General features: G+C 43.9%; 13 protein-coding genes. 9 read left to right on the top strand and 4 right to left on the bottom strand.

The features are described from left to right. Positions 1-114: 114 nt before the first annotated feature. A complete protein-coding gene (locus Q4592_RS17980) occupies positions 115-1,917 on the bottom strand; it encodes a protein-disulfide reductase DsbD (RefSeq protein ID WP_303515749.1) in 1,803 nt (600 codons plus the stop codon). Next, positions 1,893-2,213, bottom strand: a complete 321-nt coding sequence (cutA, locus tag Q4592_RS17975; protein WP_303515743.1) for a divalent-cation tolerance protein CutA — start codon at positions 2,211-2,213, stop codon at positions 1,893-1,895. Before cutA ends, Q4592_RS17980 begins: the two co-directional genes overlap by 25 nt. A gap of 191 nt (positions 2,214-2,404) precedes the next feature. Between cutA and Q4592_RS17970 the strand changes: the two genes are divergently transcribed. Then, positions 2,405-2,887, top strand: coding sequence for an FxsA family protein (locus Q4592_RS17970; RefSeq protein ID WP_137673850.1), 483 nt, complete (start codon positions 2,405-2,407; stop codon positions 2,885-2,887). A 54-nt stretch (positions 2,888-2,941) separates the two neighbouring features. Here Q4592_RS17970 and Q4592_RS17965 read toward each other — a convergent pair whose 3' ends face one another. After that, complete coding sequence (locus tag Q4592_RS17965; RefSeq protein ID WP_137673851.1) at positions 2,942-3,124, bottom strand: hypothetical protein; 183 nt, start codon at positions 3,122-3,124, stop codon at positions 2,942-2,944. Between the two features lie 325 nt (positions 3,125-3,449). Here Q4592_RS17965 and Q4592_RS17960 point away from each other — a divergent pair, with 325 nt between their 5' ends. The 4 genes from Q4592_RS17960 (at position 3,450) to oxyR (ending at position 10,582) form a co-directional block, all read left to right on the top strand. After that, complete coding sequence (locus tag Q4592_RS17960; protein ID WP_137673852.1) at positions 3,450-3,740, top strand: co-chaperone GroES; 291 nt, start codon at positions 3,450-3,452, stop codon at positions 3,738-3,740. A gap of 52 nt (positions 3,741-3,792) precedes the next feature. Beyond that, positions 3,793-5,451, top strand: a complete 1,659-nt coding sequence (gene groL / locus Q4592_RS17955; protein WP_137673853.1) for a chaperonin GroEL — start codon at positions 3,793-3,795, stop codon at positions 5,449-5,451. Between the two features lie 686 nt (positions 5,452-6,137). After that, complete coding sequence (locus Q4592_RS17950) at positions 6,138-9,476, top strand: esterase (protein WP_303515734.1); 3,339 nt, start codon at positions 6,138-6,140, stop codon at positions 9,474-9,476. Positions 9,477-9,691: 215 nt separating this feature from the next. Next, positions 9,692-10,582, top strand: a complete 891-nt coding sequence (oxyR, locus tag Q4592_RS17945; protein ID WP_137673869.1) for a DNA-binding transcriptional regulator OxyR — start codon at positions 9,692-9,694, stop codon at positions 10,580-10,582. Here oxyR and Q4592_RS17940 read toward each other — a convergent pair. Further along, a complete protein-coding gene (locus Q4592_RS17940; protein WP_303515731.1) occupies positions 10,579-13,155 on the bottom strand; it encodes a penicillin-binding protein 1A in 2,577 nt (858 codons plus the stop codon). The two genes, oxyR and Q4592_RS17940, sit on opposite strands and share 4 nt — an antisense overlap. A gap of 159 nt (positions 13,156-13,314) precedes the next feature. On the opposite strand from Q4592_RS17940, the gene pilM reads away from it, so the two are divergent. From pilM to Q4592_RS17920, 4 genes are read left to right on the top strand one after another with little or no spacing between them, the layout of a single operon-like run. Next, entirely contained in the window at positions 13,315-14,391 is a 1,077-nt protein-coding gene (gene pilM, locus Q4592_RS17935; protein WP_137673871.1) for a type IV pilus assembly protein PilM, read from the top strand. Next, positions 14,384-14,959, top strand: coding sequence for a PilN domain-containing protein (locus Q4592_RS17930; RefSeq protein ID WP_137673872.1), 576 nt, complete (start codon positions 14,384-14,386; stop codon positions 14,957-14,959). Before pilM ends, Q4592_RS17930 begins: the two co-directional genes overlap by 8 nt. Beyond that, positions 14,959-15,555, top strand: coding sequence for a type 4a pilus biogenesis protein PilO (locus Q4592_RS17925; RefSeq protein WP_303515727.1), 597 nt, complete (start codon positions 14,959-14,961; stop codon positions 15,553-15,555). The genes Q4592_RS17930 and Q4592_RS17925 overlap by 1 nt, the downstream gene beginning before the upstream one ends. After that, complete coding sequence (locus tag Q4592_RS17920) at positions 15,552-16,079, top strand: pilus assembly protein PilP (RefSeq protein WP_137673874.1); 528 nt, start codon at positions 15,552-15,554, stop codon at positions 16,077-16,079. The genes Q4592_RS17925 and Q4592_RS17920 overlap by 4 nt, the downstream gene beginning before the upstream one ends. Positions 16,080-16,088 lie beyond the last annotated feature (9 nt).

Raw genomic sequence — 16,088 nt, 5'->3', positions numbered from 1 at the left:
TAGTCATTAACAGGCCAATAGTGCTAGCGAACGAACATGTTGAGTAGAGCCTTAAGTAGCGCTAAGCCATAACAGCACTCAATAAAAAGCCACCCTAAGGTGGCTTTTTATTAACTATAAACCGTTGAGTATTAAGTGGGCTTTAAAGGCTTCGGCGTTCATAAAACCAGTGACTCTGGCTTGGTTTAGTTCTTCGCCTGCGTGGTTAAACAACAATATGGTGGGCAAACCTAAGACTTCATAATGGCCGAGTAGTTTTATTGCTGTGGCATTGGTTTTCGTCACATCGGCTTGAATCAGTACCATGTTGTCAAGCTTTGCAGCCACTTGTGGCGCATGAAAGGTTTCATTTTCAAAGGCTTTGCAGGCGGTACACCAATCGGCGTAAAAATCGACCAGCGCGGGTTTTCCTTGCGCAGCGGCTAACGCTAACTGCTGCTGCATTTCTTCCAAGTTTGCTACTTGAATAAACTCGCCTTGTTTAATGGCTTGAGGAGGCGACAACCAAGGTTGAGCAGCCCACAGCAAGGCCACAATCATTATTGCCGACAAGATAAGCTGACGGGCAGTTTGCCAGGCACTTAATACGGTTAAGCGGTTCTGATGATAGTAGTAAGCGCTAGCACCAATCACTAATACCGCCCATAAAGCGTGAACCGCCGAAGCCGGAATAAATCGTTCTAGCAGTAATACCGCTACCGCTAATAACATCACGCCAAAAAATGTTTTAACGTGGTTCATCCATGCGCCAGCTTTAGGCAGTAAGCGGCCGCTACTTGCGCCAAGGATTAGCAGCGGTAAGCCCATGCCTAAACTTAAGCTGTATAAAGTGAGCGCGCCCAAGCCAATGTCGCCACTTTGGGCCACATAAATGAGCACGCCAGACAACGGTGCTGCTGTACAAGGCGAGGCTACCAAACCTGAAATCATCCCCATAATTGCAGCGCCAGTGAGCGAGCCGGCCTGTTGCTTATTGCTTAAGTTGTTTAGCTTTTGTTGTAAGTTGCTCGGAAGCTGTAGGTTGAAAACGCCAAACATCGATAGCGCCAACACCACAAACAGTATGGCTAAACTGCCTAAGATAACAGGGTGCTGTAAGGCTGCTTGAAATTGTAATCCGGCGCTGGCGACCACTAAGCCTATAGCCGTAAAAGTCACCGCCATGCCTTGCACATAAGCTAAAGACAATGAAAAGGCGCGCTTGCTACTCAGTTGCTTGCCCGAGCCGGCAATAATACCAGTAAGGATGGGGTACATAGGAAATACGCAAGGTGTAAAGGCCAGGCCAATTCCCAATACAAAAAACAACAACGTATTTAGCCAAATACTGCTATTGGTTAAACGCTCGGCGAGTACCCATTGTTGGCTAATAGGCACTGATTCAGTGCTAGCTGATTGCGCTGGGCTGTTATTGTCGGCGTCGCTAATTGAGTTCGCTGAGTCAGTAGACGCTGAACCGCTTTGCGAAAGAAATACCGATTTGGTTTCCGGTGGGTAACATAAGCCTGCTTCAGCACAACCCTGGTAAGTCACGGTAATACTATTGGCGTTATTAAACTCACTTAAGGGCAATGAAAAGGAAACATCGTGTGGGTAAATCATCACTTCACCAAAATAGGCGTCGTTGTACAATTTACCTTGTGGTAAACGAGAGCTTAAATCTAGAGATTGTCCGTCGGCTTCAACAATAAACTGCGCCTGATAGAGATAATACTCTTCAGCCACTTGCCAGCTTAAGTGCAGGGCCTTGTCTTGTTCTACAAAGTTAAAGGCGAAGGCGCTGTCTACCGGCAAAAAATCATGAGCGTTGGTCGACGGGCCAGTATTTAAACCCGGTAGCTGATCAAGTAAGTTGTTGGCATGGGCGGGTAGGCTCAAGCAGAGCGCTAATACTACTGTAAAGAATCGTTTAGCCATTTGAGGTAATCACTCGCTCCTTGTTCAATCGGTAGTGCAATGTATTCAGGGCAATCATAAGGGTGCTCTTTTCTTAAAAAACACTGTAATAGATTTATACACCGTAAATTGGTTTTAATTTGCAGTTGTACTTCTTGGCTAGACTCAATTTTGTCTTGCCACCGATAGATAGACCTGAGTTGCGGTAAAATGTTAACACAAGCGGCTAACTTTTTTTCTACCACTTGCTGGGCAAAGCGTTGCGCTGAGTCTTGATCTGGGAACGTGGTGAGAACCAAATAGCAGGCAGTGTCCATTATCAACTCCTTTTTAAGGCTTTATTAAAGTGTAGAAACCTTGGCGTTAAGTGCTTAAGCTATTTACTAACAGCAGGGTTAACCGCTGCTTTATTGAACACAAACCTTTAAATTTGCCCCATTAGCCCCCATATTTTACTCTTAAGGTGAAGCGCTGATTAAGCTTCTCCATGACTTAGAGGAACTACGCCTTGTTTTTATATGTATTTTTGTTGTTTGCTGGCCTGTCGTACGCCGAGATTTATGTACTGATTCAGGTGGGCAGCCAAATGGGAGCCTTAAGCGCCATCGCTCTCACTATTCTTACCGCATTGGTGGGTGCGTCATTAGTTCGTAGCCAAGGATTACAAACCGCTTTTCAAGCGCGTTCGGCGATGGAGCGAGGAGAAACACCTGCTCAGCAAATGATTGAAGGGCTAATGTTGATTATTGCTGGCGCTATGCTGGTAATGCCTGGTTTTATTACGGATACCTTTGGTTTACTTATTTTGCTGCCGCCACTACGGGCTTTTTTGGCGTCGCGAGTATTAAAATCTCAAGCGCTTAAGATGCAGTCGATGCGTTTTCAAACGCCAGGAGGCGGCAATGTGAAAGATGCTAATCCGCCAAGCGGTAAAGTGGGTGAGAAACCCGGTAGCACCATTGAAGGCGAGTTTGAAAGAAAAGACGATTAAAACAAAAAAGAAGGGCAAGCCCTTCTTTTTTTATATCTGTCTAAAGCTTATTGCTTAGTGTTTGGTGGTCACGATGCGTGGATTCAAGCCTTTGCTGGTAGACAAAAATGAATCAAACTCATCGGAACGCAGATGCTCTTCGGCTTCTTTAACGCTACCCTGGAAAGACAAATAAACAGTTTTCTCTTTTGAGAGAAATCCGCTTAAACGCTCAAATGCAATGTAAAGTTGCTGCATGCTAAGTGCTCCCGCTATTACGCTAAATTTAACCAACAATTTGTTATCTATTTGTTATTCAAATGTTGGTATAACTGTCTAGTACGACCAGTAGCTGTGATCCTGCTCAAATTTTTATTCGGGTTCAAGTGTTTTTTGTAAAATTTGTTGCTGAAAATGTTTTCATTTTGATATTCGCTAAGTTTTTGCGATAAAAAACCAAAAAATTTCTGCTTTACCCCTTGTATGCGCTTTGAACGCCCCCATCTTATTTTCAACAGAAAGCTTTGTAGCCTTGGCTGCATTTTACAAACAAACATGAATGTTTTTTAAAGGAGAGATAGCAATGAACATCCGTCCGTTGCATGACCGCGTTATCATCAAACGTAAAGATCAAGAAAGTAAGTCTGCTGGTGGCATTGTGCTAACTGGTTCAGCGGCTGAAAAATCGACGCGTGGCGAAGTAGTTGCCGTAGGTAAAGGTCGTATGCTTGATAACGGTGAAATCCAAGCCTTAGATGTAAAAGTTGGTGACACTGTAGTATTTAACGAAGGTTACGGCGTTAAATCTGAAAAAGTTGATGGCGAAGAAGTGCTAATCATGTCTGAGTCAGACATTCTAGCAATTGTAGAATAATCTCCCTTTTTTCTGGTTAAGAAAAAGCTGAACGAATATTAGGAAATGTATCATGGCAGCTAAAGACGTATTATTTGGAAACGATTCACGCAGCAAAATGTTGGCTGGTGTAAACGTACTTGCAGACGCAGTAAAAGTTACTCTAGGTCCTAAAGGCCGTAACGTAGTATTAGACAAATCTTTTGGCGCTCCAACCATCACTAAAGATGGTGTATCTGTTGCTAAAGAAATCGAACTTGAAGACAAGTTTGAAAACATGGGCGCACAAATGGTGAAAGAAGTTGCTTCTCAAGCCAACGATGCTGCTGGTGACGGAACGACTACTGCAACAGTACTTGCTCAATCTATTGTTAACGAAGGCCTTAAAGCAGTAGCTGCTGGCATGAACCCAATGGATCTTAAGCGCGGAATTGACAAAGCGGTAATCGCTGCTGTTGAAGAGCTAAAAGGTTTATCTGCACCATGTGCCGATACTAAAGCGATTGCTCAAGTAGGTACTATTTCTGCTAACTCTGATGTCACTGTTGGTAACATCATTGCAGAAGCAATGGAAAAAGTAGGTAAAGAAGGCGTAATTACGGTTGAAGAAGGCCAAGCGCTAACAGATGAGTTAGACGTTGTTGAAGGTATGCAGTTTGACCGCGGTTACCTATCTCCTTACTTCATCAACAACCAAGAGAACGGTACTGTTGAGCTAGACAGCCCATTCATTCTTTTGGCTGATAAGAAAATCTCTAACATCCGCGAACTTCTTCCTTTATTGGAAGCACTAGCTAAAGCGGGTAAGCCATTGCTTATTATTGCTGAAGATGTTGAGGGCGAAGCCCTAGCAACATTAGTAGTTAACAACATGCGCGGTATTGTTAAAGTATCTGCTGTTAAAGCCCCGGGTTTTGGTGACCGTCGTAAAGCTATGCTTCAAGACATCGCTATTCTAACTAACGGTACTGTTATTTCTGAAGAAGTTGGCCTAGAGCTAGAAAAAGCGACTTTAGAAGACTTAGGTACAGCTAAGCGCGTAGTTATCTCTAAAGACAACACTACTATCATTGATGGTGTTGGTGAAGAAGCGGCAATTCAAGGCCGCGTAAATCAAATTCGTCAACAAATCGAAGATACGTCTTCTGATTACGACAAAGAAAAACTTCAAGAGCGCGTAGCTAAATTAGCTGGCGGTGTAGCGGTAATTAAAGTTGGTGCAGCTACTGAAGTTGAAATGAAAGAGAAAAAAGACCGCGTAGAAGATGCACTACATGCAACTCGCGCAGCGGTTGAAGAAGGCGTAGTGGCTGGTGGTGGTGTTGCTCTAGTGCGCGCTGCAGCTAAAGTAGCTGGCCTTGAAGGTGACAACGAAGACCAAAACGTAGGTATTCGTGTAGCACTTCGCGCAATGGAATCTCCACTTCGCCAAATCGTAACTAACGCGGGTGACGAAGCATCTGTTGTTGCTAACAAAGTTAAAGAAGGCGAAGCTAACTACGGTTACAATGCTGGTACTGGCGTATACGGCGACATGCTAGAAATGGGTATTCTTGACCCAACCAAAGTAACCCGTTCTGCTCTTCAGTTTGCTGGTTCTGTTGCAGGTTTGATGATCACTACCGAGTGTATGATCACTGACAAGCCTGAAGATAAAGCTGCTGGTGGCGCTCCTGATATGGGCGGCATGGGTGGTATGGGCGGCATGGGTGGCATGGGCGGCATGATGTAATCATAGCTCCAGCTATTCATAGAAACTCATAAGGTTTCTAAAAGCCGGTAAAGCTTAGCTTTACCGGCTTTTTTATTACTGTAATTTTTGTATTCTGACTATCAATTACTAACATCTCCGCTCTAGTTTGATTGCAGAAAGGCTATAGGGCCTAGAGGGGCTGCTACTGCTTGCTCGGCTTTAAGTCTGAATAAGCCAAGTTCATGAAGTACCGGATAATTAAATTGAATACTTAGCAAGCTAATTGAACGCCATTCGGGCATGCGTCATGTTCACTGTCGCCTTAATACTCTTAATCGTGAAAGCCTGCCTTTACTTCCAAGCTATGGCCACAAAATTTCCACCATCGTGCTTTGCATTGAATCGCGTTATTGATTTTACTATTTCGGCTACCAAACACTATTCACTAACAGAGTTGGTTTAGGTAAAAAATTTAGCCCTGTTGATTATTAACAGTTAAGGCCTTGCCTCACAAAATCAGTAGTGACTTTTTAGTCAGCAATGAAGCGTGATGGACTTCACTTACCATACAACCACTAAATATATACTTATCAATAAGGTGTTAATGCCTTAGGTGTGCCTTTGCCTCGCACTAAAAAGATAACAAATTTGCAGTTACTAAGGGTTTCTTGGCGGCTGTAAACGCAGAGCAAAGTACTGAATAATCGTTATAGTGGGAATAACAAATGCTAACAAAAATTACAGTGAGCAGAGGCTTTATTGGCCTTAGCTCAATTATATTGCTGAACGGCTGTTTATCTGATGATTCATCGTTAAATTGCGCTCCGCCCTTAGAACAAAATGCCGAGGGTACCGCTTGTGTGAGTGCGGCTCCTTACCAAGCTCCTTTATTTTTGAAAGGCAGCTTTAGCGGTTGGTCTGCCGAAGAGAAGTTTAAGATGAGCTTTAATGGCGAAAATTATCACTTAGATAACACTGAATTTACCGCAGGAGTTCATGAGTTTAAGGTCGCCGATGAAAACTGGACCTTAGAGACAACCTTTACAGCAAATATTGATGAGCTAACTCAGCTCAGCCCTAACACCGATTACCCTCTAGCCATTGGCGAAGCAGCTGCGAATATGTCTTTAGTGTTAGAAAATGCAGGTGTTTATGATTTTGTGTTAACGGTAGGCGAGGATCTCTCTTCTCCGGTATTTAGCTACAAGGAAGATATACCTCCATTAGCTCAAAAACTCTATATTCGCGGCGGCTTTAATGGCTGGACTAGTGATGATGAGCTGAAGTATTTAGGTGATAACCAATATCAGCTAACTAAGCAAATCGCCCCCGGTAACCATGAGTTTAAATTGGCTTATGCTGATTGGTCGAGCGAGTGGGTGTTGGATGCCGATAATCCGGTGGTGGCAGAGCTAGATAAAGAGTACACCTTGGAGGAAAGTGGCCCGAACAGTAGTTTTTTTGTTACAGAAACGGCTTTTTACCAGTTTACTATCGATGCTAGTCAACCTTCTGCACTGGTCTTTAGTGTTACTGAAACCGATGGTAGCGGTGATGTAACCATAGATCCCCATTTGGATCATGAGCTCACCCTTGAGTTGAATTACCCGAATACCGTTGATGACGATGTTAGCAAAGCGACATTTTCAGTTAAAACGGCAGCGGCAGAACTACGCGAATATGCCCAATCAACGACTCAAGATTTACGGGACCCCGGCAATAACTACGTACTTTACCAAGAGCTAGCTGGCCAGGCTAAGGTACGTACCGGAAACATTGCCTTTGACGGCTTGTTTGCGCTGGCCCTAAATGAAACGGTGCAAAACAGCGTAAGCGAGATTGTTGATGACAATTACAACGGGGGTGAAGCTATTCCATGTGATTGTTTTGAAACGGGAGCTAAATGGCACTACGTGTGGACCAGAGATCTGTCTTACGCTGCTCACTTGGGCTTGGCAATGATTGATCCTCTGCGTGTTAAAAACTCATTAGAATTTAAGCTGTCACCATACCGTGAAGGGCAAACTAAACCCGCTTACGCAAAAGGGTCTGACGACGGTTTACAGATTGTACAAGATACTGGCACGGGCGGAAGTTGGCCAATCAGTACCGATCGCGTTACTTGGGCAATGGGGGCCGAAAAGCTACTGCATAATTTGAGTGGCAATGATCGAACAGCTTTTGTGAACCAAGCATACCCAGCATTAGTTAATACCTTAGAGAATGATCGAGTTGCTGCGTTTGACACGCAAGACGGCTTATATAGAGGCGAACAGTCGTTTCTTGATTGGCGTGAACAAAGCTACGCCAGCTGGATTGTTAACGACATTGCGAGTCTAGGCAGCAGCAAAGCCTTATCTACTAATGTACTGCACTACCAAGCAATTCAGCTGGCTGCATCGTTAGCCCAAGAGTTGGGAGACAGTGTTGCGTCAGCTAAGTATCTGGGTTGGGCAAGTGATCTTAAAAATGCTATTAACCAAGAGTTTTGGTTAGCCGATAAAGGTTTGTACAGTAGCATTATTGCTGGTCATCAAGATGGCGCAGCCTTATACAAGTTTGATTGGTTAGGCCAAGCTTTAGCGGTGGTAAGCGGTATTGCTGATAGCTCGCAAGCGGCAAGTGTTGTGGCCAATTATCCACACGGCGACTTAGGCGCGCCGGTTATCTTTCCTCAGCAACCGGGAATTGCTGTTTACCACAATCGTGCAGTTTGGCCATTTGTGACTGCTTATGGGTTGAAAGCGGCGATAAGCACCAATAATGTTGCGGTGGCCGATGCTGCCTTTGATACCCTGATTCGGGCTGCATCGCTGAATCTGTCGAATATGGAAAACCTAGAATGGTTAAGCCTTAAACCTAATTTATTGGATATCGATAATCCGGGATTATCTGGGCCGGTGATTAATTCGACTCGCCAGCTTTGGTCTGTGGGGGCCTATGTAGGCATGGTGATTGATGGTGTGTTTGGCGTGCAAACAGAAGAGAGCGGCATAAATCTCAATCCGTTTATCACCAGTAAATTACGCCGTACCCTGTTTGCCAATAACAGCACTATTAGTTTACAAGGGCTTACCCTGCGTGGTCACAATATTGATGTACAAATCGAATTGCCCGCAGAGAGTGACGAGCCTGGCTATTATCCTGTTCAAAGTGTCAGTTTAAATGGGACAAGCAATGCTTCTTCAATCGCCTGGTCGGCATTGGCAGACAGTAATAGCATAGTGATTACACTAGGAGATTTGGTAGCAGGAGCTAATGATATTACTCAGGTGACAGCTGAGGCTCTAGCTAGCCAAGCCCCACAAGTGTTTGCTCCATTCTCTCCAGTGATCGAACGAGTATTTTTAGAGGCAGGCAAGCTAGCGCTAGAGATAAGTGATACTCAAAACAACGAACCAGTAAGTTATCGCATCTACCGTAATGGTGATCAAATTGGCGCTCAACAAGCCTTAGGCGTTTATCTAGACAACATTGCCCCCGAAGCAGGCGTTGCTGCTTGTTATAGCGTAGAAGCAGTATTTAGCACCTCAGACAATGTGTCGCATCACAGTGTGCCGCAGTGTTATTCATCGGGCCAAGAAATACTGGTGAGTGATTCTCGGGTAAGTAGTAACGTTGCGGCAAGCCCTGCCGATGCGGTGATTGCTCAAGCTTACTTAAAGCAATGGGGTAACCAAGGCGATAGTTTAAGTGTGAGCAATTTACAAATTAGCGCCAACGGCAGCTATAACATTCAACTTAAATACCATAATGACCATAACGCGATTAATCTAGGAGTAACCAACGCGGTGAAGTGGATGGTAGTTAAAAATAGCAGTGGTGATGTAGTGGCAGAGGGGCCAATCCAAATGCCACATGCGCGTACTCAGGCTAATACTAAGCCACTGGTGTACTCTACACCGCTGCAGGCTGAGTTAGCCATTGGCAACTACTCACTGGCTTTGTACGATTTTTACAATATGAGTTATTTAGCTGCTAATAGCACTTTTACTGATACCAAAGATGCTGCAATTAACTTGCTCGATATTGCTGCTATTCGAATCCAAGCTGCGGTTAAGTAACCTACTAGTTAAACTGCCAGTTGCTTTGCTACTGGCTGTTTTTCCCATTTAGCAATACCTGCCTTTCTGGCTTGAATCTTCATTTAGCTGCTAGTCACTCCCTAACTGAAGTCGCATATTTGATGAACAGACAACTAATGATGGTAAGCTAAGGAAAAATGATTAGCTATTGCAGCACTGCGCTAGTGTTCAGCAAAGTTGAAAATGAGAATTAAATGAATTTAAGAGATCTAGAATACTTGGTTGCACTACAAGAGCTAAAACACTTCCGCAAAGCGGCAGAAAAGTGTTTTGTTAGCCAACCCACCTTAAGCGGCCAAATTGCTAAGTTAGAGGAAGAACTCGGATTACTGCTGATTGAGCGAACATCGCGGAAGGTGATTTTCACCCATGCTGGCGATGAGCTTGCAGCTAAGGCGCGTACCATTCTACTCGAAGTTAAAGGCTTGAAGGACATGGCTAAAAGCTTCCAAGCACCTATGGCTGGGCCGTTGCATGTGGGTTTAATTCCTACTGTTGCTCCTTATTTGTTACCCAAAATCGTGCCACATATTCGTGAAGAGTTTAGTGAAATGGAGTTGTTTCTTTATGAGGAACAAACTCATGTTTTATTACAAAGATTAGAAGAGGGCGAGCTTGATTGTCTGCTGCTGGCTTATTTACCAGACATGGAGCGTTTTGGCTCAATTGATTTGTTTGATGAACCCTTAATGTTGGCAATGCCAAGCAACCATAAATGGCAAAATCAGCAAGAAGTTCAACTCTCTGAACTGAGCGGTGAGCAAGTACTCATGTTAGAAGATGGTCACTGTTTGCGTGACCAAGCGATGGGTTACTGTTTTGCAGCTGGTGCCAAAGAAGATACCAGTTTTAAAGCAACCAGCTTAGAAACCTTACGGCATATGGTTGCGGCCGGAATGGGTATTACCTTATTACCTCAACTCGCGATACCAGATACTGAAGAACAAAATGGCATTTGTTATCGCCACTTTAGCTCCCCAGAGCCTAGTCGCCGAATAAGTCTGCTTTATAGAAACAACTCGGTTCGACGACCATGCTTTAATCAGTTAGCTAAACTGATTCAATCTCATACAGAGTTAGCTTAGAACAACTCTTCTTCTTCACTATCAAATACTGAACCTGAAGATGGTTTTACATATTCTTTGGGTTCGGTACCGTTCTCGAAGTACTCAAAGCGAGTTGTGTGATCGCTCGATTTGGTCAACAAACCGGTGGTGCGATCAATCCTTACCGTACTTACGTTTTTAGGTGGTGTGAAGGCTTGTTCTGGCACGCCTTCTAAACCTACTTTCATAAAATCGATCCAGGCTGGCTGAGCAGTTCTTGCGCCGAACTCTTTTCCGGTAACTTGGTTTTTGTCTAAATTAGCATTGTACGATGCCTCGCCTAACTCGCGGTTAAAGTCATCAAAACCAATCCAAGATGTCACCACTAGGTCGGGAGAGAAACCTGAGAACCAAGCGTCTTTGGCATCGTTTGTTGTACCCGTTTTACCGGCTATGTCTCGACGTTTAAGCTCTTTCGCTGCTCGCCACCCGGTACCATTCCAACCTGTTTTATGTGCCCAACTACCACCGCCCCAAACGGCACTGTTCATCGCTTGCGAGACCAAAAACGCATTTTCAGCACTAATAATTCTTGGTGCTAAATCATCTTCTTGAGCAAATGAAATATCACATTGTTTTAAAGGATTACCTTTAACATTGAGTAACTTGCCCAAACTAGGGGCGTGCTCAATGGTTTCAAAACATGAATCACAGGCTACTTTTGGCAATTGCTGGAAGATGATATTGCCTTCGCCATCTTCTATACGGTCAATGAAATAAGGACTCACTAAATATCCGCCATTGGCAAAAGAACCATAGGCACTGGCAACTTGCATGGGCGTTAACGATGCTGAGCCTAAAGAGAGAGATTCGTTGCGCGGTAGCTCGTTTGCTGGGAAGCCAAACTTGGCTAAATGTTTAATAACGGCATCTATACCTAAATCTCGCATTAAACGTACTGAAACAACGTTTTTAGATTGAGCTAAAGCCACTCGCAGACGGATAGGGCCATCATAAACAGGCGGGGAGTTTTTCGGGCGCCAAGCCACTCCCATTGCCTTATCCCAACGGTTAATAGGCGCATCGTTCTCCAATGTGGCTAAGGTCATACCCTGCTCAAAGGCTGCCGAGTACAAAAATGGTTTTATATTTGAGCCTACTTGACGGCTGGCCTGAGTAACTCGGTTAAATTTGCTTTGATTAAAGCTAAATCCACCCACTAAGGCCTCTACAGCTCCGTCTAATGGAGAAATAGCAATTAGTGCAGCGCCAGCATCCGGAAGCTGAGAAAGCGAGTAGCTGCTTGCTAGAGGTTGGTTCTCAGGCTCACTGCTGTCACTAGCTTCTTTGCCTGCGGTATCTAGGTTATCGGCGATTGCTTCTACCCATACTACATCACCGGCAGATAGTATCTCACCGGCTAACTTAGGCGCAGGACCTTGGCGAGTATCAGTAATAAACCGACGTGCCCATTTCATATGATCCCAGGCGATTACACCAAGCTTTCCACCTTTAACTAGAATATTTGCGCTGTTGTCAGTAGTCGATATTACTGCTGCAGCACGTAGTACGCCGTAATTAGGTAAACTGGCGAGTTGTTTGTTTATGTCTTCCTGGCTTAACGCTGGTTCTTGGTCTTTCCATAGCTGTTTAATCGCGCCGCGAAAACCATGGCGTTGATCATAACTTTTAAGGTTTGTTCGTAACGCGTCGGTTGCGGCATTTTGTCGTTTGGCAGTCACGGTGGTATACACATCCATGCCTGTCGTGTACGCATCTTCGCCAAATTGCTCGAGAATTTGCTGACGAACCATCTCGGCCAAATAAGGCGCAGCGAGGCTGATTTCAGCGCCGTGATAAGTCGCAGTAATCGGTGCTTGATTCGCTTCATCAAAGCTTGCTTGATCAATATAGCCGGTTTCTAACATACGGCCCAATACCACACGGCGACGGTCGCGGGCACGCTCTGGAGAGCGAATAGGGTTTAACGCAGAAGGAGCCTTGGGCAAACCCGCAATAACCGCTATTTGCGGTAGTGTAAGCTGATCTACTGTTTTTCCGTAATATACTTGTGCAGCGGCGCCGACACCAAAAGAGCGATAGCCCAAGGGGATTTTATTGAGATATAAAGCCAGAATTTCATCTTTCGATAATTCCTGTTCAATTTTTATCGCTAAAAAGATCTCCTTGATCTTGCGGATGTAAGTTTTTTCCCGAGTTAAGAAAAAGTTACGCGCTACTTGTTGAGTAATAGTACTTGCGCCTTGGCTTTTTTCGCCGGTAGCGATCAAGTTTACTGCAGCCCGAGTAATACCAATTGGGTCGATACCTGGATGTGAATAGAAGCGGGCATCTTCGGTAGCCAAAAATGCTTGCAGCATTTGTTCGGGAACCTCATCAATTTGTAAGGGAATACGGCGTTTCTCTCCAAATTGGGAGATTAACTCGCCATCCGCACTAAATACTCGCATGGGGGTTTGTAGTTGCACATCTCGTAAAGTTGTCACGTCGGGCAACTGAGGTGCAAAATAAAAATATAATGCAGTGACTGCTGCTAGCCCAAGGCTAAACCCTAAGAAAATCAAAAATAACAGTCTTTTAAGCCATTTCATTCCGAATTTTGCACTCTGTATCTAAAGAATCGCCGATTATATCGTCAAATTGTGACCTGTTTCGACAACTTTCTTAATAACTATTAGCACCTAAATCAATAACCCGTTATTCTGCAATCACAGGTAACTGTTTAAATTTAAAAAGATAGTTGGCGAGTCATGGTACTAGGGATAGGTAAAAAATCATCGACTGCTTTGTTAGGTATCGACTTTGGATCTGCCACAATTAAGGGCTTATTGCTTTCAAAATCCTCAAAAGGGTTGAAAGTTGAGTCTGTGGCCGAAGTTGATACACCAACAGGCGCGTTAGTCGATAACCAAGTTGTTTCTCCGGAAGAGATTACTGAATCATTACGCGAATTGAAGCGAAAACTTCCATCGCGTAGTCGCCAGGTGGCGACAGCTGTAGCAGGTAGCCATGTAATTACTAAAGTAATTTACATGGACAGTAGTTTGTCAGAATTAGAGTTAGAGACCCAAGTAGAGCTTGAGGCTGAAAACTCTATTCCATTTCCAATTGATGAAATTAGTCTTGATTTTGAAGTGTTAGGTATTAACGAAAGTGAGCCTAATCGAAATAATGTGTTGTTAAGTGCTGCCCGCACTGAGGCTGTAAGCATCCGTGCTGAAGTGCTAACCAATGCTGATTTTGAAACCAAAATTGTAGACGTTGAGTCACATGCTTTAGGGCGTGCTTGGAACTACGTGCTTAACCAGCAAGACGAAGAGTTTGATGAAAGCAAAATTATCGGTTTAGTTGATATCGGTGAAACCACGTTAAACTTTGCCATTTTGGATAAAGGTGAAGTGGTATATAACCGAGCACAAAACTTTGGTGGCGCTCAATATACCCAACAAATTGCGAGTTTCTATAGTCTTAGCTTAGAAGAAGCGAAAGAGATGAAAGTAAGCGGTCGCTTACCGGAAAACTACGAAATAGACGTATTTGCTCAGTTTGTTAGCGGTATTATTCAAAATGTACGCCGTCAGGTGTCGTTGTTTTTAAGCTCCAGTGGTTATAAATCTTTAGACGCTATCGCAGTTAGTGGTGGTAGTGCTTTGTCTGATGAACTGATGTTTCAGATGCAAAGTGATCTAGAGGTGCCAGTAATTAAAGCTGCGCCGTTTAATGATTGTCAGTTTGACCGTTCGGTTGACCGCGAAAAACTTCGTCAAGAAGGCGGTAAATATATGGTTGCGCTGGGTCTAGCTTTAAGGAGTTTTGATAATGTCTAACATTAACTTACTTCCTTGGCGCGATGAGGTTAAAACTAAACAAAAGCGTGAATTTTGGATTGGCTTAGCATCTGCTGCAGCTATTACTCTGGTAGCGTTACTGGGCGTGCAGGGTTACTACACTAACCTTCAAGACAAACAAACTGCGCGAAATCAGTTTCTTGAAAAAGAAATTGCCATTCTTGATCATCAAATTGGCGAAATTCGCAAAATTAAAGAACAGAAGAAAAGTTTGAAAGAGCGGATTGCATTGATTCAAACCTTGCAAGAAAGCCGCAACGTTCCAACTAGAATCTTTAATAACCTGCCGTTAATTGCCCCTACCGGCATCTACTTGGATAGCTTAGCCTTTAGAGACTCAGCAATTAATTTAGATGGTAAGAGTGAGGCGAACTACCGAGTGGCTAGCTTGATGCGCAATATTGAGCAAAAAGTGTGGCTAGGTAGCCCTAGTATTCGTTCCATTGTTGCTTTACCAGGTAAACAAGCGGATATGGAACTCAGTAAGTTCCAACTTAACTTTGCGGTAAAACTTGGTGTTCCTGAAGAAAAAAAGGAGGCTAAGTAATGGATTTACAGCAGTTAAATGAACTCGATTTAGAGAGCATTGGTACCTGGCCTAAAGTTGCAAAGATTATTTTCGGCTTGGTGGTGTGTGGTTTGCTTTCTGCAGGCTTTTATTATTACCAAATTGCAGACGAGCAAAAAGAGTTGGTGAAACTTGAAGCTAAAGAGCAAGACTTACGCTCAAAGTTTGAAGTTAAAGCGGCTATTGCTGGCAACTTACCCATTTACCAAAAGCAAGTAGAAGAAATGCGCGTGGCATTTTCATCTTTGCTTAAACAGCTTCCAGAGAAACATGAGATTCCCGGTTTGCTGGATGAACTTAGCTTTATCGGTATTGATAATGGCTTGGAGTTTCGTCGCATTAATTGGGAGCCAGAAGTAGAACATGAGTTTTCTACTGAGCTACCAATTAAGCTGGAAGTGAGTGGTACTTACCATCAGTTAGGTGCTTTTGTCAGTGCTGTTGCAGCGCTTCCTCGGATTGTTATTTTGGATAACATCACCATGAAAAAACAAGGTGATGGCGGAACATTAAGTATGGCGATGTTAGCCAAAACTTACCGCTACAAAGAAAAACCAGCGCCGAAGGGGAAATGATGAGAGCCATAGCTATTGGATTGACCCTGCTTGCATTAGTGGGTTGTGAGGCGTCTCAAGATGACTTGCAACAATATGTAATGGAAGTGAAGGCACGGAAAGTACCGGTTAAGGAAGATGTTCCAGAAATTAAACCTTTTGAGCATTTAGCTTATCAAGCAACTGAACGACGAAATCCGTTCACTAGCCCAAGGGCTGAACTTGCTGATACCACCTTAAACACAGAGAAAGAGTGTACTGTTACACCAAGCATCACGCGTCAAAAGCAATCGCTTGAACAGTTCTCTTTATCCAGTCTCACTATGCGTGGGATTTTGGGTGACGGACCAAGCCTATGGGCCTTGGTTGAGGCACCTGGTGGTGAGCTGTATCGTGTTAAAGAAGGTTACTATTTAGGCTTACATCACGGCATGATTGTGAAGGTAAGCGATGTAGGTTTGGATATTCAAGAAGTTGTTTCAGACGGCGAAGGCTGTTGGAACGAAAGAACTACTCAACTTTCGCTCTCGAAAGTTGATCAATAGGGAAATAGG

Origin of the sequence: Agarivorans sp. 1_MG-2023 (assembly GCF_030548385.1) — a bacterium.
In the GTDB taxonomy this organism is placed as follows: Bacteria; Pseudomonadota; Gammaproteobacteria; order Enterobacterales; family Celerinatantimonadaceae; genus Agarivorans.
The sequence above is the reverse complement of the archived record's forward strand: the minus strand, read 5'-3'. Positions and strand labels throughout refer to the sequence as shown.